Consider the following 24,984-nt stretch of genomic DNA (forward strand, 5'->3'; position numbering starts at 1 on the left):
CGTTGGCATCACCCCATCATCATATTTTTAATTCCCATCACAATGAGGAGCACGCCTAAAATCGGTACCATGTATTTATTTAACTTCTTTGAATCCAACTTCGTCAAAATCATCGGCATGACAAACGCCCCAATGATCGACCCGATCATCAGTCCGATACCGGCGGACCAAACAACGTTACCGGTACTGATGTGACACACGATGCCCATAGCAACGATTCCCGTGAGTGTATACGCCGAGGTTGCGGCGGCGTTAGTGAAGTCCAAACCCATGAAAAGCAGCCCTGACATCACTGGTGCACCGCCGCTCAATCCGCCGATACCGCACATTAAACCGCCTAAACTGCCAAATAACCCTGGCGCCACCTTGTTAAAGACAGCGCCATGGTCGTTTGGCCGTTTGCCCTTCTTTTTGAAGACGCGCAGCACAAACTGCACCCCGATCATCGCCAAAATAAGCCCAACGATGATCGAATACACCTTTTCATCGATAAACCGGGCAACAATCGACCCGATAATCACTGAGGGTGCCGCGTAAGCCATCATCCGAAATCCCACCCGATAGTTGATCTCCTTTTCATGTGAGTAGGAAATGACGCCCATCAAAAGCGGCGGCAGCGCCGTTACCAGCGATGTCGATGCCGCCGCTGATGCGCTCAATCCCAGCACCGTCGTCATCACACCCAGGTAGTAACCGCCTCCGCCACCACCCATTGTCATGATCAAACAGCCAATCAAAAATCCCAAAAACACCGTCACACCAATATCCATTGTGAAGTCCCCTCACCACATTTTCTACCTTCCATTATAGGCGTTGCTAGGGTTAAAAGACCGTTTATTTTGAACAGTTGTTGGTTTACTTGTAAAATTCAATATTTCAGTCCATAACACTTGCAATTAAAAGTGAATTGTCTTATACTGCCTCTTATCACCTTTGGAGGACAATAAAATGGACAAAGATAATCATTCAGCCGCTGCGTTGATCCACCAGATCAACAGCCGCGACACTGCGTACATCAATAAGCAGTTTCGTGCGCTCAATCTCAACAGCGAACAGGGCCGTGTGATCTCATACGTTGCCCGGCATCCGCAGTGCAAGCAACGTGACGTCGCACATTTTTTGAATCGTCAGGAAGCCAGTGTCACTAACCTGGTCAAGGGGCTGGCAAAACGAGATCTGTTGTCGCGGGAAGTGCCAGAAGATAACGAGCGAACTAAATTGTTATCCCTCACAGAAGAAGGCGAAACCATGGTCGTTAAGATCGATGCAGCCTTTGATCGTCTGCAGGCCTTTGTCGACGGCACGCTGAAAGATGACGAACGCACGACCTTGGAACAACTGCTCGAAAAGGTCAACACGGTTTCATTTGACGACTAAGTAATTTTAGAAAAGAAGGCAACAAAATGACATTAAATCCAGCACAAATCAAAGCAACGCAAAACGAATTAGCATAAAACTTCGCCCTTTCTGGTCTAACAAAGGAACAGGTCTGCACTGACCTCAACATCTCATCATCAAAGTTCGACCACGTCATGAACTTGAATCAACAAGCACTCGAAGACCCATGGATCATGAAGAATTTCCTGATTGAAAAGGTGGCAGCCACTGGCAAACAACCAGTACCCTTTACCGCCCTATCAGGCGATTATCACCGACACTGGTTCCTGAACAGTAAGATTATTGAGAGTGGGCAGATGACGGCGGGAGATCGGTAGAGAGTGGAGGAAGGTGGGTTAGGGGCGGTGTGTAACGGACTCTGGCCGAAAAGTCCGGGTCTGACTTTTTGGTCAGAGTCCGTTACACGTTAGCCCCGTGCCTTCCGAAACTCGTTTCGGCACAGTTGCCAAGAAATCCCTAACCAGATCTCAATTACTACCAACAAAGAACCACCATAAAAAGGCTAATCATCTACTGACTAGCCTTTTTATAATTCAAATAAATAAACCGCTTACAAAAAACCTCACATCCCCTTGACTTGTCACCAAAAATTGACTATACCATAACCTGTACTTACTCTTTCCAAGGAGGAAACCATTATGGATGCAAAAAACAGAACTCACCCGAATCTTAACCGCAGGCGGTCAGGTTGCCGTTGCAACGCTGACTGAAGACGCAACCAGTCCTGACGTCCGAATCGTCATTTTTAGCTACATGCCGGATACTCACCAACTTATCTTTTCAACGGTGTCTGATTCCCCGAAGACGGCAGAAATCACAGCGCATTCAACCGGCGCCTTTACGACCATTCCCGCAGGCAACCAAGACGTTGTCCGTGCCAAGAACGTCACCGTCAAGAAGGTTGACGCGACCGACGAAATCACCTCGGTCTACTACGACAAATATCCATTTGCCAAGAAGATGGCTGACAATCATAGCTTCTACGCACTTGAATTCACAACCGCAGAAGTTACAGCCGATGGCGAAACTGCCACGGTCACATTCTAATTTGCGCCTCGAAAAAGAACCCTGGTCATGCTGACTAGGGTTCTTTTTTAAGCCAATGTTTTTCCTAGGCAACCGTGCCGAAACGGGTTCCAGAAAACTGGCCATGTAAGGGTAATTAGCGGCAAATCCAAGCCCGGGATTTCCCACTAATTACCCTTACGCTCTGGTCTCAACCCGTTTTCTTCCACCCTCTATTCCTCAATCCCTTGGAACTGCTTTGAGAACTGATCCACCGCTTTAATCGCCTGAAAAACGTCATCAGCTGTCACGTCAAAGCCCATGTTATGAATGGTTTCCCCACCCTGAACAGTCAATTCTGCCACCTTCATCAAATCAGCATCCGACGCATCTTCAAGGTGCAGATCTGCCAAAGTCGTCGGTAACCCAAGGGCTAATTCAAACGCTAAATACTTCTCCAAACGGCCATCACTAGCCCCTTCTAGTACGAGGTTCACCAAGGTTCCGTAAGCCACTTTCTGGCGGTGTGAGAGCTTATGAACGTCTCCTGATAAGGCTGTGAGTCCATTCTGAAAACTATGCGCAGCAGCTAACCCAGAACTTTCAGCGCCAACCCCGCTTAACAGAATGTTGGCTTCAACGATCTGGTCAACCGCTGGCGTGACCATGTGCTTGCCGGCTGCCGCAACGGCCTGGTCACCAAACTCAAAGAGGAGCGCTTCACACTTCTCAGCCAGGGCAATACCAGCAGCGGTCTGTTTCGTTTCCAATGGTAACAACGTGGTCGTCCGTGCCCGCGCAATGGTTTGCGCCTCCACATTCGTTGACAACGCATCCGCCATCCCGTCAATCAGGAACTTCACTGGTGCGTTCGCAATCACCGCCGAATCCACTAAAACGAGATCCGGGTTCTTGTCATAAAACATGTACTTCAAAAATTCGCCCGTTTCGGAATAAATCACACTCAACCGCGTACATGGTGAGTCATTCGAAGCTAGCGTCGGCACGATTACGATCGGAATTTTCAAGCGGTCGCCCACTGCCTTGGTGGTATCATTCGTCTTTCCACCACCCAGCGAAATGATAAACTTGGCACCGGTTGATTCCCCGATACCCTGTACCCGGTCAATTTCTTCAGGTGAGCTTTCGCCATTGAACGCCACCCGCTCGATCGTTAACCCCGCATCCGTTAAATACCCGTAGAAATCCTCGCCAACCAATCCCCAAACAATGTCATCCGTCAACAAAATACCATGACTCCCAAAAGGTTTAATGTACTGAGCAGCTGTCTTCAACAATCCTTTGCCTTGAACATACGTAGAAGGTGATGCAAATGCTGTAGTCATAATTATTCCTCCATTAGGGTAATTTAATTGTTTCACCAGAAGTGTAATCACTTTCACTATCGTTATCAAGCAATATTCTTGTAAATTTGTGTACAAAATATCTCACTATTTACAACGGTTCACGATACTTTTTCACAAGTATTTATTTACTGACACGAGTCGCTGAATTCACAAAGTTGGTATCTATATTGTGTCGGGATTCCGCTCCGTTCCGCCGGTCGGCCCTGCCAGTAGTAGTGGGGTCGCGATGAAGCTAACTTTCGCAAGCGAAAGTGGATCTCCATCACTCCCGCATGAGTAAGTGACCAAAGAACGGTCACCAACTCATGCCGACACTACAACTGGCAATGCCGACCGGCTCCACTGCGCTGATACTTGCTGTACGTGGTACCATAATGATGAAACTTTCTGTTCAACCAAATAAACCGGATAAACGCACTAGTCAAAGGTTCGCTGTCCAAAACTGGTAAGCAGTCGAGGGCGGATAATCTTCAAACTAGTTTTAACTCAATTGTGATACTTAACGAATAGTTTGAAGTTAGCACCCTGTTAGTGGAATGGAGCGATTTGGCACGGAGTCATGGTGTCGACATCAGTTAGCGACCGTTCTTCGGTCGGTTACTGATGTCGACACCATGAAGATCCATTCGAGAGCTGCGCAGCAGAAATCGAATTAGCTTCATCGCGAGCCACGATGACGGAGTGCCAAATCGCGCAATGCAACGCCAACTACAGCTACCCAACAGAACGATCGAGTAGGAGGTAATTGATTAATTCAATTACCGACCTCTCACACCACCGTACGTACGGTTCCGTATACGGCGGTTCAATAATTTAAGCACTTTGTATTGACTGGAGTGTCTTGCTCATATTGATGAGTCCAAGGCGTTCCAGTCTTTTGTTTGTCAGAGTATAGGTCAATGTCTTGCTATGCGCAGTTCGCCAATAACCCTTACGGGTATTGGCCATTGTATAAGCACTGGTGCCAGAAAGCCCCAGTTTTACAAGATGATTGACCTTTGTTTTGAGCTTCTTCCACTGTTTCCAAATATACTGGCGAATCCTTGCTCGCAACCATTCGTCTAAGTGACGGATAAAATTGGTCATTTTCCCGACCGAATAGTACTGTAACCACCCACGCATCTTTTGATGAATCTCGTTAAACACCAGGTTTAACGAAACGCCCCGATTGCGCTTGGTCATTTTCCTGAGTGCAGACTTGATGCGTTGCTTGGCCTGCCAAGCAGGTCGCGCATACGCACCTCCTCGACCAACCCCCAAGGAAAATCCCAGGAACTTGGCCCGCAGAGGCGAACTTACTGATGTCTTGTCCTCATTGACGGTGACCTTTAGGTCGCCTTCAAGAAAGCGAGTAACATTAGTCAGAACCCGTTTTCCAGCACGTTTGCTTCGGACATAAATATTACAATCGTCCGCATAGCGGACAAACTGATGACCTCTGGAAGTTAACAGCTTATCCAGTTCGTTGAGATAAATGTTAGCCAAAAGTGGCGATAAGGGGCCACCTTGAGGGGTGCCTTTATCACTTCGTTCAAATAGACCACCATTCATGACACCGCTGGTTAGGAAGCGACGAATGAGATGCAGTATCCATGGATCCGTAATATACTGCTCAATAAATTTAATAAGCAGATCGTGGTTGACCGTATCGAAGTATGCTTTTAAATCGAGATCCACGACATAGTGATAGCCCTGATTGTAGAACTGAACCACTCTATCAATGGCATCTTTAGCACTTCGATTCGGTCGGAACCCAAAACTATTATCTGAGAAGACACGCTCAAATGTTGGCACCATGACTTGCGCCATGGCTTGTTGAACAAGTCGGTCAATCACAGTTGGTATTCCGAGCTTGCGTTTACCACCATTAGGTTTTGGAATTTCAACCCGCTTAACGGGACGAGGCCGATAGGTCTCGTTTTGTAAAGCTTGCAGTAATTCCTGTTTATGTTTCCTCAAGTAGGGCAACAGTTCGTCAACGGTCATTCCGTCTAGTCCTGCTGCACCTTTGTTTCTGCAGACGCGAAGATAAGCCTCGTTCAGGTTATTTCGGTCTAAGACTAACTCTTGAAACTTAGTGCCGTTCATCATCGTATTTTCACCAGAGTCAGTGCTACGCACCCCGACTTGTTCTTGGGCTTCCAGTCCTACTGTCCGCCGGCGGTCAGCTTTTTCTGTATTCTGCGGTTGTTGCACTGTCTCCACCTCCAATATCAATGATGACCTATTATTGTTCAGCCCTTCGTGGCAGATACCACTACTATGGCCTCGGCTGACTCCTGTATCGTTCTGCACCACATCACTGCGATGTTTGTTCCTGTGGCGCTTAGCGCGCCTCTTGTCGGGAACGTACGATACAGGCCTCCCCGGGTAAGAACGCCCACTTTCGTACCATGTCATTGCCAGCTTTACTGCGATGGCCTCGAGTAGTATTGGACTTTGGTTTGTTTGGCAACCTCGTCCGACCAACACAGCCTTATAGCTGATTCTTGTACATCAATGCGGTACTTTGTCGCCGACTTCCTTCAGATTCCACCTCACGATGGACACCCTTGTCATTGACTTGCGGTTCCGACTACTACGGCCCGCAACGGACTTTCACCGTCTAGTTGGCGCCCATGCCGGGCGCACCAAAAAAACTGGCCGACCACTATGATCGACCAGTTTCCTACTATTTTTTGTGGGTTGGTGCATAAAACACGTTAATTCAGTATTAAGCTTTGAGTTCAGTTTGTTTCCCATCAAGGTCAACTGTCAGTGGTTCGCCTGATAACAGGGTTAATTGGCTACCATTTTGGTCAACGTGGACTTGGATCGAACGACCGCGGAATTGAATCCGGAACTGGTAGGCGTTCCACTTCTTTGGCAAGAAGGGTGCGAAGTGCAGTTGGTCGTCACGAACACGCATGCCGGCAAACCCTTGAACGATGGCTAACCAGCCACCGGTCATTGAGGTGATGTGCAGGCCATCGACCGTGTCGTTGTTGTAGTTATCCAAATCCAAACGGGCTGTCCGTTCGTACATTTCAACGGCCTTGTCTTCGTAGTGAAGGTCGGCGGCTAAAATGGAGTGGATGGCTGCGGATAAACTAGATTCGTGAACGGTCAGTGGTTCGTAAAAGTCAAAGTTGGCTTTCTTTTGGGCTGGCGTGAAGTCATCGATAAAGTCCCAAACACCTTGTAAAACATCGCCTTGCTTGATGTATGGTGAACGAAGGATCTTATCCCATGACCAGTGTTGGTTGATTGGCAGCTGATCGGCTGGAATGGATGAGACGGGCTTGAGGTCTTTATCCAAGAAACCATCGTGTTGAACAAAGATGCCAAGATCCTTGTCTTCAGGCAGGTAGAACCGGTCAACGATATCTTGCCAGTGGGCTTTTTCGTCATCAGAAACATCAAGTTTCTTTGCGACTTCAGGCGAAACCTCGCCCAAAATCTCAAGGGTGTACTTGAGCGTCCATTTAGCCAAGTAGTTCGTGTACCAGTTGTTATCAACGTTGTTTTCGTACTCGTCAGGGCCAGTGACACCGTGGATCATGTACTTCTGGTTCCGTTCGCTAAAGTGGACCCGGTCAGCCCAGAACCGAGAAATTTCGGTGAGGACTTTGCTGCCTTCGTTTAACACGTAAGACTTGTCACCGGTATAACGCGTGTAGTTGTAAATGGCAAACGCAATGTCGCCGTTCCGGTGAATTTCTTCAAACGTGATCTCCCACTCGTTGTGGCATTCGATCCCGTTGAAGGTCACCATTGGGTACAAGGCCCCTTTGAGCCCCTGTTCCTTGGCGTTCACATAGGCACCATCCAATTGTTGGTACCGGTACATCAGTAAACTGCGGGTAACCTTTGGATCCGTGATGCCCAGATAAACGGGAACGGCGAAAGCTTCGGTGTCCCAGTATGTGGCACCACCGTACTTCTCACCGGTAAACCCTTTGGGACCGATGTTTAACCGGCTATCTTCACCATAGTAAGTGGAGAATAACTGGAAAAGGTTAAATCGGATCCCCTGTTGTGACTCAGTATCGCCTTGAATCTCAACGTCGGATTTTTCCCAACGGTCAGCCCAGATCCGGGCGTGAGCGGCAAACAAGTCGTCGTAGGAAACGGCGTCGACTTTAGCACTCAAATCATTCATGGCTGCTTCCAGCTTATCTTGCGTGTCGTAGTCCCGTGAGCTCACAACGGTAATGCGTTTGGCAATGGTTGCACTGGCGTTAGGTGCCAGTGCCCCGCTAAATTGGTTCACAACTTCCTTATCGTTTGGTTGGTCAACAGCATCCTGACTCAGGTCCGTTTCGTTGGTCATCTTGATACCAACCGTGAAACGAGGCGTGCCAAACGGGTTTTCCTTCGTAATGGCCACGATTGACGCATCGGTAGCATTCTGGGTCGTCTTCAACACATTCCAGAAATGTTCATCGTAGTTGGCATCTTCGTTTTGCACGTCAGCATCCATCGCCGACTTGAAGGTTACCTTAACGTTGTCGTTGGACTTGTTGGTTGCCGTGACACGAATCCCAACCAACTCCTTATTGGCAACACTGATGAACCGTTCAAAGGTCATGGCAATCGCATGGCCGTTCTTCGTCACCGTAAATGACCGGGTCAGCTTGGCTTGCTTCATGTCCAAGTTCAGCTCGAAATCGCTGACTTTATCCTTGGCAAGATCAATGGGTTCGCCATCGATCAGCACGTTTAACTTGATGAAATTGATGGCGTTGATAACTTTTCCGAAATACTTTGGATAGCCATTCTTCCACCAGCCAACACGCGTCTTGTCTGGGAACCAGACACCGCCGAGGTAGATACCCTTTAAGGTGTCGCCTGAATAGTCTTCTTCATAGAATCCACGCATCCCCATGTATTCGTTACCCAGTGAGGTCATGGATTCCTGAAGGCGCTTGTCTTCAGGGTCTAACTTGTGAGTGACGATGTTCCAGGGGGTGACTTCAAATGTCCGTTTCATAAAGGTACGTCCTCCTTGATTTTACGACTTTACAGCTACATTACTTTTGGTTGTTGTTTCTTGAACGACTTTATTTTTGACCACGGACAGCCGGTCAAACCGGAAAATGAATTGGGTGATTAAGCGTCTTCATTTATTTCGTATCGGTTCAACACGGCTGTTGTGGGGTGTTTACTTATTGGATGAAAACTTGTATGACTGACAACGCGTTTTGCGGCCGCGTTGCTGTGGATAAATTGTGCCTTTCGCTTCGTTCCGCCGGTCGGCCCTGCAGGCTGTAGTGGGTCGCTCCGGAGCAATGCCGACCGGCTCCACTGCGCTGATACTTGCTATTATTGAATTGGCAACGCACAGTTGACTCGTTATGTTCAATCAATTAATTCGGTTAAACACTATCATCAAAGGTTCGCTGTCCAAAACTGTGAAGCAGTTGAGAGCGGATAATCTACGAACTAGTCTTGATTCAATTGTGATGCTTAGCTAACCGTTTGAAGTTAGCACCATGTCAGTGGAATGGAGTCATTTGGCGCGGAGCTGTGGTGTCGACATCAGTTAGCGACCGTTCTATGGTCGGTTACTGATGTGCGAGACGATGGAGATCCATTCAGATGGCGCACAGCGACAGCTGAATTAGCTTCATCGCGAGCCACTACACGGAGCGCCAAATGACGCAATGCAACGAACAGCTAACTCAAATAGAAGTCACATTGCCGAAACGTGTTCCACACTCTAATTCTCTGTATCAGCTGGCTCTTCCTCAGCGTCAGACTTCCGAGCCCAAACTTCTTTGACGATACCAACGGAGAAGGCACCGATGATTAAGAAGATTCCTGAAAGTAACAGCATGGTAGGCATGTGTGAGCCTAACAGTGGGAAGATGGCGAAACTTGCGATTGAAGCAACGATTTGTGGCAGGCAGATACTACTGTTGAATAAGCCAAGGTAAGTCCCCATATTTTCTGAATCTTCGATGGCGTTTGTCAGGAAGGTGAATGGGAAGGCGTTCATAGCAGCCCATGCGCAGCCAATTAAGATAAATGAGATGAACAGTGTGTACTTGTCGTGGATGAAGAAGATCGAGCCAAACCCGATACCGCCCATAACGAGGCTTAATGCATAGAAAATCTTGTGGTGACTGTTGCCGACCCGTGAAAGAACCAGTGCCCAGATAACGGCAGCGATCGATTGAACGGCTGACATCACACCATACCAGTTACCGGCAGCTTGGTAGCCTGCTGATGCAGCGTTGGCAGTGTGCCAAACGTTGGAAGCAATGGCTCCGGTAGCGTAAGTCCAGAGGTATTGGAAGCCCATCCAGCAGAAGAACTGAACAACTGAAACGGTCCAGAAGATCTTAGGGGCAGTCTTCAATGCTTCAAAGATTCCTTTGTGGTTGCTGTTGTCAGCAATACCATGGTATTTAGCGTAGGTGTCTGGATCATATTCCTTAACACGGAAGACGGTCAACAGGCAGCAGAGTAACAGAATGATGGCACCAGCATAGAAGGACCAGATAACTGAGTTAGGCACAGTCCCCTTCTTAGCGACGTTGGCGATACCTAAAGCAGTCAAAGCAAATGGGAAGATACTTGCTAACAAAGCACCGGCGTTTGAGGCGAAGCTTTGAATGGAGTATGCGAACCCTTTTTGTTTCTCGTTAACCATGTCACCGACCATCATCTTGAATGGCTGCATGGCCACGTTTGATGACAGATCCATGAATAACAGGGTAATGGCACCAAACCACAGTGCCGCTAACGACCCATAACCGAATCCAAAACTACCAGCGTTTGGCAGTAAGAACATGACGATCATGGCGACCACCGCACCAATTAACAGGTACGGGATCCGACGACCAAGCTTAGGCATCCAAGTCCGGTCTGAGAAATACCCAACGAGGGGTTGAACGACCATCCCGGCCAGTGGTGGCAGGATGAAGAAGAACCCGAGGTTGTTTGGATCGGCACCTAAGGTTTGGAAGATCCGCCCCATGTTAGTGCTTTGTAATTGAAACGCCATTTGCACGCCTAGGAACCCGAAGTTGATCAGGAAAATGGTGCTGGTTGGCAATGATGGCAATAAATCTTTTTTGGACGTTGTTTTACCCGTCCCGTCAGCGACATCTGTTGCTGATTGTGCCATATGAATCCCTCCTCGATGATAATCGAACAATAATTGCAAACGTTTTCTACATCACTTATTATGCAACCGGTTGCACTAATCTTTTTAAAAAAGACGGGAAACAATATCCCGTCTTCGCCCGTCACACTGGGCGTTATGCCCGCATAACTTTTTTTCAACTTTTTTTGTCTCATAAATTTCGTGTTAAACAGATCTAGACCAATGATGTAACCGGTTAAGTTGGTTGTTCCAAACGCGCTACTGTCTAGATGTGGATGAGTCTAGTCGCTTCGTTCCGCCGGCCGGCCCTACCAGTAGTAGTGGGGTCGCGATGAAGCTAACTTTCGCAAGCGAAAGTGGATCTCCATCACTCCCGCATGAGTAGATGACCCAAGAACGGTTACCAACTCATGCCGACACTACAACTGGCAATGCCGACCGGCTCCACTGCGCTGACACTTGCTGTAATTGGCAACTCACAGTTGACTCGTTATGTTCAAATCAATTAATTCGGCTAAACACTATCATCAAATGTTCGCTGCCCCCAACTGTTAAGCAGTCAAGGACGGATAATCTACGAACTAGTTCTGATTCAATTGTGATACTAAGCTAACCGTTTGAAGCTAGCACTGTGTTAGTGGAATGGAGCAATTTGACACGGAGTTGTGGTGTCGATATCACTTGGTGGACGTGTTCTTCGGCCACCTAGTGATATGCGAGTCGAATGAGATCCACTCGAGAGCTGCGAAGCAGAAATCGAGTTAGCTCATTCGCGAGCCACCACAACGGAGTGTCAAATTGCGCAATGCAACGAACGGCTTGCTTCTAGGCCACCGTGCCGAAACGAGCTCCGAAAAACTGAGGGCTACTGCCTAAGGTTCTCTGACAAAAATACCAAACCCAGGTATTCCTGCCAGAGTACCTTAGGCTCCGCCCTCAAACCGTTTTTCTCCGCTCTCTATCGCTCTATCGTAAACGGAATCAACTCAGACCGCTTATCCGGATCAAACAGCACCCGCACAGCTGCGGTACCCATTGTTTGCGGGTAGAGTTCGACAAAGCGGACGGATTCGCCCATCAGAAAGTTGTTTGACCGGTTGCGGTTAAAGCTGATCAGCGGCACGTCACGGTTGAGTTGCCGCCACAGCAGCTGGTAGATCATGAGTCCAAGAGCGTCATCCGTTGTGACAATACCTTCAATCGTTGTGCGTGTTGTGAGGTACTGGGCCACGGCTTGGTCGAGCCGAAATTCGCTGAGCTTCGGCACTTTCAGTACTTCTGTCGGTACACCGGCAGCCGCCATGGCCTTTTGAAAGCCGATCCGCCGTTTACGTTCAAATCCCTGTTCAGGATCGGATTCCACAAACAACGTCCGTTTTGTTTCAAATTTGCGAATCATATACTCGCCCGCCTTTTGACCAGCAAGCTCGTTATCGTTATTAACGTAGTTTTCATTAAAATTTTGGCGGGAAACCCATGATTTCAATCATGGGAGGAACGCCCATGTTTCGCAACGTTAGTTGCGTTTTAGCAGAGGCCTTCCCGCCTTCCCCCTTTCTGTTCGTTGGTTCTCAATGTAGTGTTCGACTGTTTCTTTTGACATATCCCCTAAAGTGCCCATGTAATAGCTTGGCGACCAAAGGTGACCGCCCCAAACTATTTGTCGTGTTTCTGGATGAATTTTGAACCATTCGCGTGCTGAGACACCCTTTAATACCTTGACAATATTGGCCGGCGCGTACTTTGGTTTAAAGCTGATTAGCAGATGGATATGATCAAGCATGACTTCGCCTTTCTCAATTTCAATTTCGTTTTGATTCGCAATGTTTTGCAAGATTGTCAACATCTCCTTTGCGAATCTTGGTGTGTTAAATATTTGTTTCCGATACTTCGTTACCCAGACTAAATGGAAGTGAAAGTTATAAACATATCCGCGTTCGTGTTTCGCGTTTTCTTTTGACATATGATTTACTCCTAACGTTTATAGATAAACGACTTCGTTGTTTAAATGTGGTGACAGTCGTATAATAATTATAGTCTAAGGAGGTGATATATGTGACTAAGAAAATGTCTGAGTTCAAATACCATTACGGAATTAAAATGCGAATATTCCCATCTCGTGAGCAGAAACATCAGCTTGACAACAATATCAACGCAAGCCGTTTTGCTTACAACGAAATGGTGGCTATCGACAAAGAACTATTTCAATTGCGTAAAGTAAAGTGTTACATTGCTTCGGTTGTTAATCGCATTGCCTACCTGCAGAAACGTAAAAACAACACACAAATGTTGTTTGCACTACATCCTTGGTTATCAGGTACCAATGTAGGTACCGACGTTGTAGATCAAGCACGACGAGCTTATCAGAGCGCGTGGCGTTTATTTCGACAAGTACACAGATCTGGCACACCAAAGTTCCATAAAAAGCAGATGAGTGGCAGCTTTCAGCTCCCAAATCGCTATGCTAAGGTTCAGCCGAATTTGTTCAATGGCAGTTGCCGTTTTCTCGATTCTAAGCATGTTAAAATTAGCTTGATTGGCCGATTGCGTGTGTCTGGGTCACATAGACGCTTGTTTAGTTGTGGCAATGATGTTCGTATTGGAACAATCACTGTCTCACGCGATGCCACTGGGCGTTACTACTTATCTATGCAACTAGGATCGGACACCCCGTTTGTTGTGGGTGGCAAGCAACAGATCTCTCCAGTAGGCATTGACCTAAATACTGACAATTTCCTAACTGATTCAAACGGCAACATCGTTGCCAATCCACGTTACTATCGCTCTATCAAGGGCAAGCTAGCCAAAGCCCAACGTAAACTTTCTCGTCGTGCGCTACGGGCTAAAAAAGAAAATCGGCCGCTTCGTGAAGCTAAGAATTATCAGAAACAACGTGTATTGGTGGCCACCCTCCAGCGAAAAGTTGCTAATCAACGTAACAACTTTCTACATCTTGTCTCAACAACACTTATCAAGAACCACGATTTAGTTGTTGCAGAGGAGTTGCGGAGTAAGAATATGTTACGAAACCATGCATTGGCAATGAGCATTGCTGATGTTGGCTGGCGAACTTTTTTAGGCATGCTGGCCTATAAAGCCGACCTATACGGCCATAAATTTGTCACCGTTAATCCGCGTAACACGACGCAAACCTGTAGTGAGTGTGGATATTTGATGTGCGGTGATAAAAAACTGACCTTAAAAGATCGTGAATGGACTTGCCCACAGTGCGGTAATCACCACATTCGCGATTGGAATGCTGCTAAAAACATTCTCAAAAAAGGCTTGGCAAGTGCTTAACTTGTTTGTCCGTCTGGCAACCTGCGGGCATAAAAGGCTTTGATAATTAGCACGTAAGACCTGCATGCAGGCAATTGCTGTATCTAAGCAAATTGTGGTCGTTGCACCGCTAGGTGCAGTTCTCACAAGCTTCCGACTTTAGTCGGGAGTGGTTGACCGTCGGCATTGGGGTCACCAATAACCACGTAGTTGACCTGTTGTGCACGGAGCAACTTGATCACTGGGTCGTTTTTCTTTGAATACAGTAACACGAAATAGTGGATCAAGCCCTGACTGATCAGCGATTCAACGTTAGCGGTCAGCTCCGCCATGGTATTTGCAATCGCCACGGACAGGACGCCGTTGCGCGCCCGCAGCTCTTGATTGATGCCCATTAAAATGTCGACATAAAACGGGTTGGAGGCCGGACTCAATTCGCCAGGTGGAAACACCACGCCAACCGCGTTCGACACGCCATTGGTTAGGTTTTTGGCATTGTAGTTTGGCATGTAGCCCATTTCATCAGCCAGCGCCTTGATCTTATCGCGGGTCTTCTCACTGATTTTTGGATGATTGTTCAACGCCCGTGAAGCAGTTGATACCGATACCCCGGCGCGTTTCGCAATGTCTCGAATTGTAACCATGACGATCCTTCCCTTCCCATATCACCATTGTACCAGATTAGCGATGGAATAGGCCGGTTTCGTGGTGTTTCTAGCGATTTTGCTGTTCCATAGTTAATAGGTGGCGTTTTAAATCGACGCCGCCGCGATACTGCCCCGCACTGCCGTCCTTGCGCACAACGCGGTGACATGGTACCACAAACAGCAGCGGATTTTTAGCCACAGCTGTCGCAACGGCCCGGACAGCTTTAGGATACCCTACTTGCTGTGCTAAGTCACTATAGGTGAGTTGTGTGCCATAGGGGACAGTCGTTAAGGCCTGCCAAACGCGTTGCTGCAACGGCGTCCCACTCAGGAATAAAACGGGCACATCAAAGATTTCTGACTGCCCAGTTAGGTAGCGTGAAATCTTCTGCGCCGCGGCAACGAAAAATGGTGTTTTTTTCGTCATAAACGACACAGTTGGTATAAGATTATTGGGCATATCCTGCTCATTTCCCGGTGTGCCCACAAATACGAGCTGAGTGGCCGTGCCTGCCAGCCAAGTCAGCTGACCATTAACGGGTAATTGAATTTGATAATAACGTGTCATCTGCTCACCTCCACGAACAGTGTAGCAAAATTTCAAAACTAAGAGTTGCACTATCTGGCTTTCTCATGTTCTTACTTCCTATTATTGCAGTCTTTGTTGTATAGTAGTCCTATAAGAAGGTAGGTGGACACATGACTGAGCACCGATTAACGGCCCGCAGATGGCAAGCGATTCAGCAAAATGATCACCAGTTTGACGACCAGTTCTGGTACGGCGTGACGACAACAAAAATTTTCTGTCGCCCGTCCTGTGCCTCACGGTTGCCGATACAGACGCACATTCGGATCTTCCTGTCACCCCAGGAAGCCATCGCAGCGGGATTTCGCCCCTGCAAACGTTGCGCACCAACCGGTCAACCCGTGACTAACCAGACTTGGGTAACTGAGATCGACCAGATTCTCACTGCTCATTTCAAAGATTCCCTCAGTATGACCACCCTTGCCGCACTAGCCCACGGTTCAGAATCTTATATCCGACACACCTACAAACGGGTTACCGGCCAAACGCCCCAGCAAAAATTAATCGATTTACGTTTGACGGAAGCCGCAACGCTCTTAACCACGACAACCCAGTCTATCAGTTGGATCGCCGCCGAATCCGGCATACCAAATACGGCCTATTTCACAACCGCGTTCAAAACAAAATTTCACGTCTCACCCAGTCATTATCGAAAGGAAGCCCAACATGCCAACCGTTGACCTCACGCAACTTTATGAAACCATGAGTCACCACATGGGGCCGTCCGGCTGGTGGCCGTCTGATACCAAGCGCGACATTATCGTGGGCGCCATTTTAGTTCAAAATACCTACTGGAAAAACGCCGGAACCTCACTCAACAACATCAAGACCGCCACAAAGATGGACGCTAAAACCCTCTTAGCGCTGTCCCAGGATGACTTGATCGACCTCATCCGTCCCAGCGGGTTCTACAACAATAAATCTAAAGCGATTCACAATGTATTTCAGTGGTTCGAGGACCGCAACTGGGATTACCACCAGATTTGGGTGGACAACCGCGCCACCCTGCGGCAACAACTGCTAAAACTGCCCGGCGTTGGCAATGAAACCGCGGACGACTATCTCGTTTACATTTTTGACCAGCCCGATTTCATTGCGGACACATACGCCCGCCGGCTCTTTGCCCACCTGGGCTATGAGAAAACGGATAGCTACCCGCATTTAAAACAGCAGATCACACTTCTAAAAACGTTTACCTTTGAAATGGCACAGGATTTTCACGGCCTGATCGATGAGTTCGGTAAACAGTATCTGCAGCATGAAGGTGATTTTGAAACGAGTTTTCTTGTTGATGAGCTACCGCGTTTGCAGACACACTAAAACGGACACCCCCGCGGGATGTCCGTTTTTTGTTGCTATTAGTTACTTAAAATGTCATCAGTTGGCACGAGGTAAACGCCCCAAGAACCATACCCAGACGTCCAAGTCTTATACGTTGAACTGTCATAGCCATGCGGAGTCGCATAAATCCCGATCTGCCAGCCTTTATAACTGGCACGTTTGGTCGCTGTATACCCCTGTTTTTCCAGTTGGGCCGTGACTTGCGCTGTGTAGGACGTCTTGCTGGAAACGGTCGTCCAGTTGAACGGCGAAAAGATGCCGACTGCTTTCTTATTTGAATCCGTCTTCGAATACTTAGTGGCCTTGTTGACGCCAGCGTTCAGATCGGTCCGTGCATCCGCAGACAGCGACGTATTCAGCAGCGTGCCAGGGAACAGCGAGAGAATGTCGACCTGCAGGGTAGCCGCCTCACGCGCTGATTTGATTCCCGCAAGACCACCGCCGTACGAAAGCACCTCAGCGTTTTTGACGAGTTTATCGGAAGGATTATTGCCCTTCGTCAAATAGCTGCGCCAAACAATGCCGCTGACCTTACCAGTATTGTTGATCACTTGATAGTAGATTCCCGACTTTTTCCCGACTTGTAACTTGATCGATTTTGAAAGATACCAAGTTGTTTTAGGATAGTTTTTCAAATTGTGCAGCTTCTTAGTGTGCGTCGTGTTCCACATGTAAGCCGATTTCTTAGTGTCCTTAGCATGGTAAGCCAGGTCATTATAGGCCTTCGTTTTGACGACCTTGTAAGTGGTCGCAGCCTGAACCTGTGATTGACCACTGCCCAGCGCAAGTCCCCCGACAAGCAGTGCCAACACGCCAACGATAACCTTTTCCTTCATAGCGATTCCCCCTGTGCGTAATTTGCCCTTATTATGTTAAATGTAGCATATTGCACATGGGTTGAGCAACCAAAATGGCAGCGTTTTTCTTTAGACAAACAAAAGGCACGCAATTGTTGAAAAACAACTGTGTGCCTCTATGTTTAAGTGTTAACTAACAAGTACTTCAGCAACTAATATGCCACCGCCAAATAGAAGAACGAACGCAACAACTGGCCATACAAACCGTAACCAGTGAGAGTACTTCATATCAAGCATTTGCAGCGTCGCCATTACCAAACCAGTTGGTGCCAAGAAAAGCATTGCATATTGGCCGAATTGATAAGCAGTAACAACAACGTAACGTGGAATATGAACTGTATCAGCTAATGGTGCCAAAATTGGCATTGATAAAACAGCTAATCCAGATGAAGATGGCACAATGAACCCGAGTACAAAGAAGATCAGTAGCATCACGATGATGAAAACTGGACCGCTCATGTGAGAAACTAAGTTCGATGAAAACTGTAGCATTGTGTCAGAAATCATCCCTTCGTTCAACACAATGTTGATACCACGAGCTAAGCCAATGATCAACGAAACACCGACTAAGCTAGAAGCACCATTCACAAACGCATCAACAACGCCCTTTTCACCAATACCAAAGCGACCAGTAGCGGTTAAGAACATGATGATGATTGCAAATGTCTGGAAGGAGGCGGCCATTGTTGGGAACCACCATCCCTTAGCCATAACGCCCCAGACCATGATTGGGAACGTCACAACGAACAAGATCAAGATAAATTTCTTACGTGCAGTAAAGGCGGTATTTTCACCATTGTCAGTAGAAGTGACTGACCACATCTTGTTAAAGGACTCGTGGTCCTCATATGAATATGACGACTCAGGATTATCTTTAACTTTTTTACTGTACCAGTGGAGGTAGAAAATGACGAAGGCGGCCGCAACTGCACAACCAACGACCCGCCAATTTAGTCCCTGTGTAAAGTCGATTCCAGCAGCATTTGATGCAATCACAACTGAGAATGGGTTGATTGTTGAAAAACACGTCCCAACTGAACTAGCAAGGAATATTGCCCCAACACAGACAATCGAGTCGTAGCCCATCGCAATGAAAACGGGCACCAAAATCGGGTAGAAGGCAACTGCTTCTTCTTCGATCCCGCAAAGGGTCCCGCCTAAGACCATCAACACAGCCACTAAGAAAATCAGTAGGAACTCATGTCCTTTAGTTTTTTTCGTTAGGGCAATCAGTCCAGATTCAAAGGCCCCACTGGCTTTAACAACACCGATCAACCCTCCGAGGACAAAGATGAAGACCATTATATCAACAGCTTCAATAGTCCCACGCACCATACTGTTCGGAACCGCTGCAATTCTTGCAGGCCGTTGTTTCAATCGCTGGTACGTATTTGGAATTGAAATGGCATCTGTAATCCCACCAGAAGTGAATTGCTTGATGTTGATTTTAACCCCTAATTTGTCTAGTTCATGCTGAGTGGCTGGCACCTTTTCAATCTGACCACCAGGCTTTTTAATTTGTAACTCAGAAGATGGCTTATTATAAGATAATTTAGAATAGCTCCCCGCTGGAATAAACCAAGTTGCTGCCACGGCTAAAATTGTCAGAATAAATAAAATTACAAACGCGCCGGGCATTTTTAATTTGAAGTGTCTTTTCGTTTTGACGCCTGTCATGAGTTTCACCCCTATATGTTTTGTCTCTAAAACCAGAAAACGTGACCCTAAATCAGCAGGTTGTTCTCAGCATCTTTAGGATCACGCAACACTCATTTGTGTCTATTCATTCACTAATGCACCAGTTTTACTGATAACAGTCCCAACCTTACCAGCCAAGGCATCATCAAGATGATCTAGTGATGTAATCAACGCAGTCCGATCAGCATCACCATCAACAAAGGTTAAGCATGCTTCGATCTTTGGCAGCATGCTACCAGGTGCGAATTGTCCTTCGTTAATGTAGTGCCGTGCTTCTCGATTACTCAAATCACGTAGAACCTTCTGATCAGGCTTGCCGTAGTTAATATAAACATCGTCAACTGCTGTTAAAATGATCAATTGATCAGCTTCCAGATTATCAGCTAATAATGCACTAGAGCGGTCCTTATCAATAACAGCAGGTACCCCTTTAAGGCCATCATCCGTCTTAACAACGGGTACACCACCGCCACCACCAGCAATAACCAGATTGTCGGCCTCAACTAGCGTGTTAATACTATCAAGTTCAATGATTGATTTTGGTAGTGGCGAGGGCACAACTTGTCGGTAGCCACGGCCAGCATCTTCTTTGAACACGTAACCCTTGTTGCGTTCAATTTGTTCAGCATCTTCCTTACTGTAAAAAGCACCCACTGGTTTAGTTGGATTCTGAAATGCTGAATCAGTCGGATCAACTTCAACCTGGGTCACCATGGTCACAACGTTTTTGTTCATCCATCGGTGATGCAATTCGTTTTGAAGACTTTGTTGAAGATGATAGCCAATGTACCCCTGACTCATGGCGCCACATTCTGGGAATGGAAATGCCGCTGTTTGACCATGTTCGGCCGCATAGTTCATCCCTAAATTAATTGCACCAACTTGTGGTCCATTTCCATGGCTGATCACAACCTGGTGACCAGCAGCCACTAATCCGATTAAAGATGTAGCTGTATGTTTAACCAATTCCAGTTGTTCCTCAGGTGATTTTCCTAAGGCGTTACCACCTAATGCAACGACAATCTTTGCCATATCGATCCCCCCTGTCTGGACTACTCGCCTAAGGTAGCAACCATAACGGCTTTAATCGTGTGCATCCGGTTTTCTGCTTCTTGGAAGACCACTGATGCTTCACTTTCAAAGACTTCATCGGTAACTTCCATTTCAGTCAAACCATATTTTTCGGCAATTTCTTGACCGACCTTTGTATCTGCACTGTGGAACGATGGTAAACAGTGTTCAAAGATAACGTTTGGATTGCCTGTTTTTTCCATCATGGCCTTGTTAACTTGATATGGTTTCAACAGCTTGATGCGTTCTGCCCAGATACTATCAGCTTCACCCATCGATACCCAAACGTCAGTGTAAATGACATCAGAGTCTTTAACACCCTTATCAATGTCATCAGTGACCATAATTGTGGCACCCGTCTTAGTAGCAAGTGCATTGACCTTAGTCATCAACTCTTCTGTTGGATCCAATTCTTTAGGGCAAACAAGATGGAATGCCATCCCCATAGTTGCTGCACCAATCATTAGAGCGTTAGCAACGTTATTACGACCATCACCCACGTAGGTGAAATGAATGTCGCTATAGTTTTTCTTCAAAACTTCTTTAGCCGTCAAAAAGTCAGCCAAAACTTGAGTCGGGTGATCTTCATCGGTCAAGCCATTCCATACGGGAACACCAGAATATTTTGCCAATGTTTCAACTGTTCGTTGTGAGAACCCACGGTATTCAATACCATCATACATACCACCCAGAACACGAGCAGTATCCTTAGCCGTTTCTTTCTTACCCATATGAGAACCGCTTGGTCCTAAATAAGTAACATTAGCACCTTGGTCATAGGCGGCAACTTCAAATGCACAGCGTGTCCGAGTTGAGCTCTTTTCAAAAATCAGGGCAATATTCTTACCTGCTAATTTTTGTTGTTCAGTACCGGTGTACTTTGCCGTTTTGAGGTCTTCAGATAATTGAAGTAAAAATCCCATTTCCTTTGGTGTAAAATCTAATAGGGTTAAGAAGCTTCTGTGACGTAAGTTAAACATTGTGTGTTCCTCCTTTGTTATTTACAATGTTTAGTATAGTAAGCGGTTTCATAAATCTTCAAAATGCTTCAAGAAGTTGCTCAAATAATCTCATGGGGGTATTTTTTTGTTTAAACAGACGCGTTTTATCAACTATGGAAGGTGGCAACGCATCCTAATTGCAGCAGTTTGTATTGCACTTGCCTCACAAGTGAATTTTCAAACATACGCACCCGGTTTTATACTTGCACTATCACCGTTGATCATGCCGATTTTTCTTTATTTCAATGCCGATTTAAATCCAATTCAACTCATGCTGGCAATTGCCTTTGCTTCACCAATATTTCGAGGTATTCTCTTATTTATTAGTCACGATGGTTCGCAGGATCAAATTCTGACATTTATCATGACCGATATTGCTTTTTATTTATGCTACGGTGCCCTTTATTACTTACTCTATTGGCGTCGAGGCCAATGGAACAACAGCTCCTTTTTCTTCACGATTGTTGTCTGCGACTACGTGTCTAACCTATTAGAAGCAAGTCTTCTAACACACTTTGCACACTACAGTTATCAATTATTCCAGCTATTATTTATCGTCGCACTCGTTCGAAGCCTATGTAGTTGTTTACTCGCTTTCCTGTACCATCACTTTACATTAATGATGCGCGAAGATAGCCACGAGCAGCGCTACTATCATTTCGTTTGGATTGCCGCCTCAGTTAAAAGTGAGGTGTACTTCATGAAGAAAAACATCAGTGAAATTGAAAATGTCATGAAGAATGCCTATCTGCTAAATCAGAATCTTCAAGATGAAAGTGTTGACCCCAAAAATCGTGATATGGCATTATCAATTGCTCGTGATGTTCATGAAATTAAAAAGGATTATCAAAATGTAATTCGCGGACTTGGTGATTATTTTGATGATGGTGAAGAAACTGCAATGAAATTCACTGACATTTTACGAGTTGTCACTAGTTATATTCGAGTCACGATTAAAGATCGTCAGCAAAACATTGTCATCAACGTTCAAAATGATGTTGAGTTGGTGGTGCCCAATCATTATTACGTTGTCTCTGTCATTTCTAATTTAATTTTTAATAGTATCGATGCCCTTCAAAATAAGACTAACGGTCTCGTCAGAGTGACTGCTGAAGATGCTGGTGACAACATCATCGTCAACATTAGTGATAACGGGTCAGGTATGGATGCTAAAACCATGGCCATGATATTCCAACCAGGCTTCACCACCAAATTTAACGAGGATACCGGCGATGTCTATCGTGGCATTGGACTCTCTCATGTTAAAATTATTGTGCAAGAACAGTTTGACGGAACCATAGAAGTTGCTTCGAAATTGGGCCAAGGCACTAACTTCAAGGTCACTTTTAACAAACAACGTTTACTTCAGGAGGCAACTGCATGAACTTCTACATCGTTGATGACGACCCATCCATCCCAATGATCCTGACACAAATTTTGGAACAAAATGCTGATAATACTGTTGTTGGGACCGCACCTAACGCTAAACAGGCTTTATCCGAAATTATGATGCTCAATGTTGACATCGTTCTGGTGGATCTTTTGATGCCGGAGATTTCTGGCATCGACCTGATCAAACGTCTAAAGCAGCTTAAAAGTCAGCTACGATTCGTTATGATTTCGCAGGTGCGTGACAGTCAACTACGAGCTCAGGCTTACGAAGCTGGCATTGAGTTCTTTATCGATAAACCGATCAACGTTATCGAGGTCAAAACAGTGATTGAAAAAGTCATTCAAAACATTCAAATAACGTCAAAGCTCAATGATATTCAATCCTTAGTTGGCGGCGTCAATATTGCAACGACACCTCCAATAAACCAATACGAAACGGAAAAGGAAAAAATGCTTTCGATTCTGCGTTTTTTTGGTATCACGTCTGAAGCAGGTTCTTCGGACATTCTTGCAATCAGTCAAATTATGTTAGAACAGAACATCGCATTTCGTGACATTGATTTCAATAGTCAGTACCACATTGATGAGCACGAAAAGAAAATTCTTTTTCAACGCATCCGACGCGCCATCAAAACGGGACTCAGCAATCTCGCCAACCTGATGCTTGATGATATGGGTGATGAGCTTGTCGTAGAATACGCCAACGCACTTTTTGATTACAAAAACGTTCGAACTGAAGCACAATTTTTGCAAGGTGACAGAGCTTCCGGTGGTAAGACGTCACTGAAGCACTTTTTCGATGGGCTTGTTCAGGAAAGTCAATCGCACTAAAAAGAAAAAGACCAAGTTCAACGAGCTGTTGAACTTGGTCTTTTTAGTCTAACACAACGTTACTCTATTCAGATGAATAGTTGGGTGAGCAACGCAATATCATTGGGGAATGACAATGTTAATTTTGTAGTTTTTAAAACATCTCCGGTGTCATTGAATCCTGATAGATTGCCACAACATCCGCCGGCGTCAACTTAATATACCCAGCCGTTTCCAACTGACCTTCTTCGACACCAGCCTTGGCCATAACGTCAAACTTGCTGTCGTCGCTGATGCCGACTTCAGGCAACGTCATTTCAGCACCAAGCGATGCGTTCCATTCGTAGGTCTTTTGAATGGCCTGCTTAGCCAGTGTCAGGTCGTCGTCGCCGGTCAAATGCCAAACGATACGTGCTAAACGGGCAAATAATGGCAAGGTCGTTTCGTCTTCGATGACCTGCTTCATCCAGCGGGGCGTCAGAATGCCTAAGCCGATACCGTGCGTGATGTCATAGTAGGCTGACAGTTCGTGTTCCAGCGGGTGAACCGTCCAACCAGTGACGTTAGCGACACTCACAATGCCGTTTAAGGCCATGGTTGATGACCACATCAGATTAGCGCGGGCATCGTAGTTCGAAGGGTTCTTAATGGCAACGGGCGCCCACTTGATTACTGTCCGCATCAAGCCTTCGATCATGCCCTTCGACACATCGTTGGCGTCGTCACGGTCAAAATACTGTTCCGTTAAATGACTCATGATGTCGATGGAACCCGCAGCGGTCTGACGCGCTGGCACAGTTTCAGTCAATTCTGGGTCAAGGAAGGAAATGGCAGGCGTCTCTGGAACGCGCGTCCCAATTTTTTCGTTGATCTCAGGGTTTGAGATGACCGCGTTATGGTTCATTTCAGTCCCAGTGGCGGACAGCGTTAAGATGTCGACGATCGGCACTTCATCCAGCTTGTAACTGTCGGCACCATTGGCGTTAACAACCAGGTCCCAAGCATCGCCGTTATAGAACTTAGCTGAAGAAATCACTTTCGCAGCATCGATAACAGAACCGCCACCAACGGCTAAGATAACGTCAACGTTGTTGTCCTGCGCCAATTTCTGACCGTCGCGAACAGAACTGATTTTAGGATTGGGTTCAACCCCACCAAGTTCAACAACGTTAAGGTCATTCAACAACCCTTTAACGCGGTCATACAGCCCAGATTTTTGAATCGAGTGCCCACCGTAAATGAACAGCACGTTGTTCCCAAATTGAGCAACAGCATCGTGTAATTCGGCGTCAATGTGATCCTTACCAAACCGAATATCGGTCGCGTTTTTAAAACTAAAGTCTCTCATAATAACCTCCTCTGGGCGGGTACCTGTACCCGTCGTTTTTGTACATCTTATAGTAAAGCACTTAGAGGGGGCTCTAAGTCAAGGCCAGAGT

General features: G+C 46.5%; 21 protein-coding genes and 1 pseudogene. 8 read left to right on the forward strand and 14 right to left on the reverse strand.

Annotated features, from left to right (window positions below; all coding sequences use genetic code 11):
* Positions 1 to 8: 8 nt before the first annotated feature.
* Positions 9 to 770 (reverse strand): sulfite exporter TauE/SafE family protein, encoded by a 762-nt coding sequence (locus AYR61_RS03200; protein WP_054712127.1) that lies wholly within the window; start codon positions 768 to 770, stop codon positions 9 to 11.
* Between the two features lie 178 nt (positions 771 to 948).
* On the opposite strand from AYR61_RS03200, the gene AYR61_RS03205 reads away from it, so the two are divergent.
* The 3 genes and pseudogenes from AYR61_RS03205 to AYR61_RS03215 all read left to right on the forward strand — a co-directional run bounded on the left by AYR61_RS03205 (position 949) and on the right by AYR61_RS03215 (position 2,445).
* A complete protein-coding gene (locus tag AYR61_RS03205) occupies positions 949 to 1,377 on the forward strand; it encodes a MarR family winged helix-turn-helix transcriptional regulator (RefSeq protein WP_054712125.1) in 429 nt (142 codons plus the stop codon).
* 89 nt (positions 1,378 to 1,466) lie between these two features.
* Positions 1,467 to 1,715 (forward strand): annotated as a pseudogene (locus AYR61_RS03210) (DUF2316 family protein); the annotation flags it as partial.
* A 325-nt stretch (positions 1,716 to 2,040) separates the two neighbouring features.
* On the forward strand, positions 2,041 to 2,445 hold the full coding sequence (locus AYR61_RS03215) for a pyridoxamine 5'-phosphate oxidase family protein (protein ID WP_054712124.1): 405 nt from the start codon (positions 2,041 to 2,043) through the stop codon (positions 2,443 to 2,445).
* Between the two features lie 191 nt (positions 2,446 to 2,636).
* Here the strand turns inward: AYR61_RS03215 and AYR61_RS03220 are convergent, their stop codons facing one another.
* From AYR61_RS03220 to tnpA, 6 genes are all read right to left on the reverse strand, one after another.
* A complete protein-coding gene (locus tag AYR61_RS03220) occupies positions 2,637 to 3,749 on the reverse strand; it encodes a glycerol dehydrogenase (protein ID WP_065901632.1) in 1,113 nt (370 codons plus the stop codon).
* Positions 3,750 to 4,583: 834 nt separating this feature from the next.
* Positions 4,584 to 5,966 carry a group II intron reverse transcriptase/maturase gene (gene ltrA / locus AYR61_RS03225; protein WP_065901638.1) on the reverse strand — a complete coding sequence of 461 codons (1,383 nt, stop codon included), beginning with the start codon at positions 5,964 to 5,966 and terminating at the stop codon, positions 4,584 to 4,586.
* Positions 5,967 to 6,483: 517 nt separating this feature from the next.
* Positions 6,484 to 8,742, reverse strand: a complete 2,259-nt coding sequence (locus tag AYR61_RS03230; protein ID WP_054711856.1) for a glycoside hydrolase family 65 protein — start codon at positions 8,740 to 8,742, stop codon at positions 6,484 to 6,486.
* Positions 8,743 to 9,471: 729 nt separating this feature from the next.
* Positions 9,472 to 10,884 (reverse strand): SLC45 family MFS transporter, encoded by a 1,413-nt coding sequence (locus tag AYR61_RS03235; RefSeq protein WP_065901640.1) that lies wholly within the window; start codon positions 10,882 to 10,884, stop codon positions 9,472 to 9,474.
* Between the two features lie 937 nt (positions 10,885 to 11,821).
* Positions 11,822 to 12,349 (reverse strand): type 1 periplasmic-binding domain-containing protein, encoded by a 528-nt coding sequence (locus tag AYR61_RS03240; RefSeq protein WP_065901644.1) that lies wholly within the window; start codon positions 12,347 to 12,349, stop codon positions 11,822 to 11,824.
* Between the two features lie 30 nt (positions 12,350 to 12,379).
* Complete coding sequence (tnpA, locus tag AYR61_RS03245; RefSeq protein WP_065901646.1) at positions 12,380 to 12,826, reverse strand: IS200/IS605 family transposase; 447 nt, start codon at positions 12,824 to 12,826, stop codon at positions 12,380 to 12,382.
* A gap of 104 nt (positions 12,827 to 12,930) precedes the next feature.
* Between tnpA and AYR61_RS03250 the strand changes: the two genes are divergently transcribed.
* On the forward strand, positions 12,931 to 14,163 hold the full coding sequence (locus AYR61_RS03250) for an RNA-guided endonuclease InsQ/TnpB family protein (protein WP_065903756.1): 1,233 nt from the start codon (positions 12,931 to 12,933) through the stop codon (positions 14,161 to 14,163).
* Positions 14,164 to 14,285: 122 nt separating this feature from the next.
* Here AYR61_RS03250 and AYR61_RS03255 read toward each other — a convergent pair whose 3' ends face one another.
* Both AYR61_RS03255 and AYR61_RS03260 read right to left on the reverse strand, forming a co-directional pair.
* Positions 14,286 to 14,786, reverse strand: coding sequence for a LacI family DNA-binding transcriptional regulator (locus AYR61_RS03255; RefSeq protein WP_065901647.1), 501 nt, complete (start codon positions 14,784 to 14,786; stop codon positions 14,286 to 14,288).
* A gap of 70 nt (positions 14,787 to 14,856) precedes the next feature.
* Entirely contained in the window at positions 14,857 to 15,357 is a 501-nt protein-coding gene (locus tag AYR61_RS03260; protein ID WP_065901649.1) for a methylated-DNA--[protein]-cysteine S-methyltransferase, read from the reverse strand.
* Between the two features lie 131 nt (positions 15,358 to 15,488).
* Between AYR61_RS03260 and AYR61_RS03265 the strand changes: the two genes are divergently transcribed.
* Complete coding sequence (locus tag AYR61_RS03265) at positions 15,489 to 16,055, forward strand: Ada metal-binding domain-containing protein (protein ID WP_065901656.1); 567 nt, start codon at positions 15,489 to 15,491, stop codon at positions 16,053 to 16,055.
* Complete coding sequence (locus tag AYR61_RS03270) at positions 16,042 to 16,695, forward strand: endonuclease III domain-containing protein (protein WP_065901658.1); 654 nt, start codon at positions 16,042 to 16,044, stop codon at positions 16,693 to 16,695. The genes AYR61_RS03265 and AYR61_RS03270 overlap by 14 nt, the downstream gene beginning before the upstream one ends.
* Before the next feature lie 38 nt (positions 16,696 to 16,733).
* Here AYR61_RS03270 and AYR61_RS03275 read toward each other — a convergent pair whose 3' ends face one another.
* From AYR61_RS03275 to argF, 4 genes are all read right to left on the reverse strand, one after another.
* Entirely contained in the window at positions 16,734 to 17,552 is an 819-nt protein-coding gene (locus tag AYR61_RS03275) for a hypothetical protein (protein ID WP_054711844.1), read from the reverse strand.
* A 150-nt stretch (positions 17,553 to 17,702) separates the two neighbouring features.
* The gene (locus AYR61_RS03280; RefSeq protein ID WP_065901660.1) at positions 17,703 to 19,250 is read right to left on the reverse strand and encodes a YfcC family protein; all 1,548 of its coding nucleotides are present in this window, start codon (positions 19,248 to 19,250) and stop codon (positions 17,703 to 17,705) included.
* A 102-nt stretch (positions 19,251 to 19,352) separates the two neighbouring features.
* Positions 19,353 to 20,303 carry a carbamate kinase gene (gene arcC, locus AYR61_RS03285; protein WP_065901662.1) on the reverse strand — a complete coding sequence of 317 codons (951 nt, stop codon included), beginning with the start codon at positions 20,301 to 20,303 and terminating at the stop codon, positions 19,353 to 19,355.
* A gap of 20 nt (positions 20,304 to 20,323) precedes the next feature.
* Complete coding sequence (gene argF, locus AYR61_RS03290) at positions 20,324 to 21,322, reverse strand: ornithine carbamoyltransferase (protein ID WP_065901664.1); 999 nt, start codon at positions 21,320 to 21,322, stop codon at positions 20,324 to 20,326.
* 106 nt (positions 21,323 to 21,428) lie between these two features.
* Here argF and AYR61_RS03295 point away from each other — a divergent pair, with 106 nt between their 5' ends.
* Positions 21,429 to 22,727 (forward strand): sensor histidine kinase, encoded by a 1,299-nt coding sequence (locus AYR61_RS03295; RefSeq protein ID WP_054711836.1) that lies wholly within the window; start codon positions 21,429 to 21,431, stop codon positions 22,725 to 22,727.
* Positions 22,724 to 23,566 carry a DNA-binding domain-containing protein gene (locus tag AYR61_RS03300; protein WP_065901666.1) on the forward strand — a complete coding sequence of 281 codons (843 nt, stop codon included), beginning with the start codon at positions 22,724 to 22,726 and terminating at the stop codon, positions 23,564 to 23,566. Before AYR61_RS03295 ends, AYR61_RS03300 begins: the two co-directional genes overlap by 4 nt.
* 133 nt (positions 23,567 to 23,699) lie before the next feature.
* Here AYR61_RS03300 and AYR61_RS03305 read toward each other — a convergent pair whose 3' ends face one another.
* The gene (locus AYR61_RS03305) at positions 23,700 to 24,893 is read right to left on the reverse strand and encodes an iron-containing alcohol dehydrogenase (RefSeq protein WP_054711834.1); all 1,194 of its coding nucleotides are present in this window, start codon (positions 24,891 to 24,893) and stop codon (positions 23,700 to 23,702) included.
* Positions 24,894 to 24,984 lie beyond the last annotated feature (91 nt).

This window comes from Secundilactobacillus paracollinoides, assembly GCF_001702155.1.
GTDB lineage: Bacteria > Bacillota > Bacilli > Lactobacillales > Lactobacillaceae > Secundilactobacillus > Secundilactobacillus paracollinoides.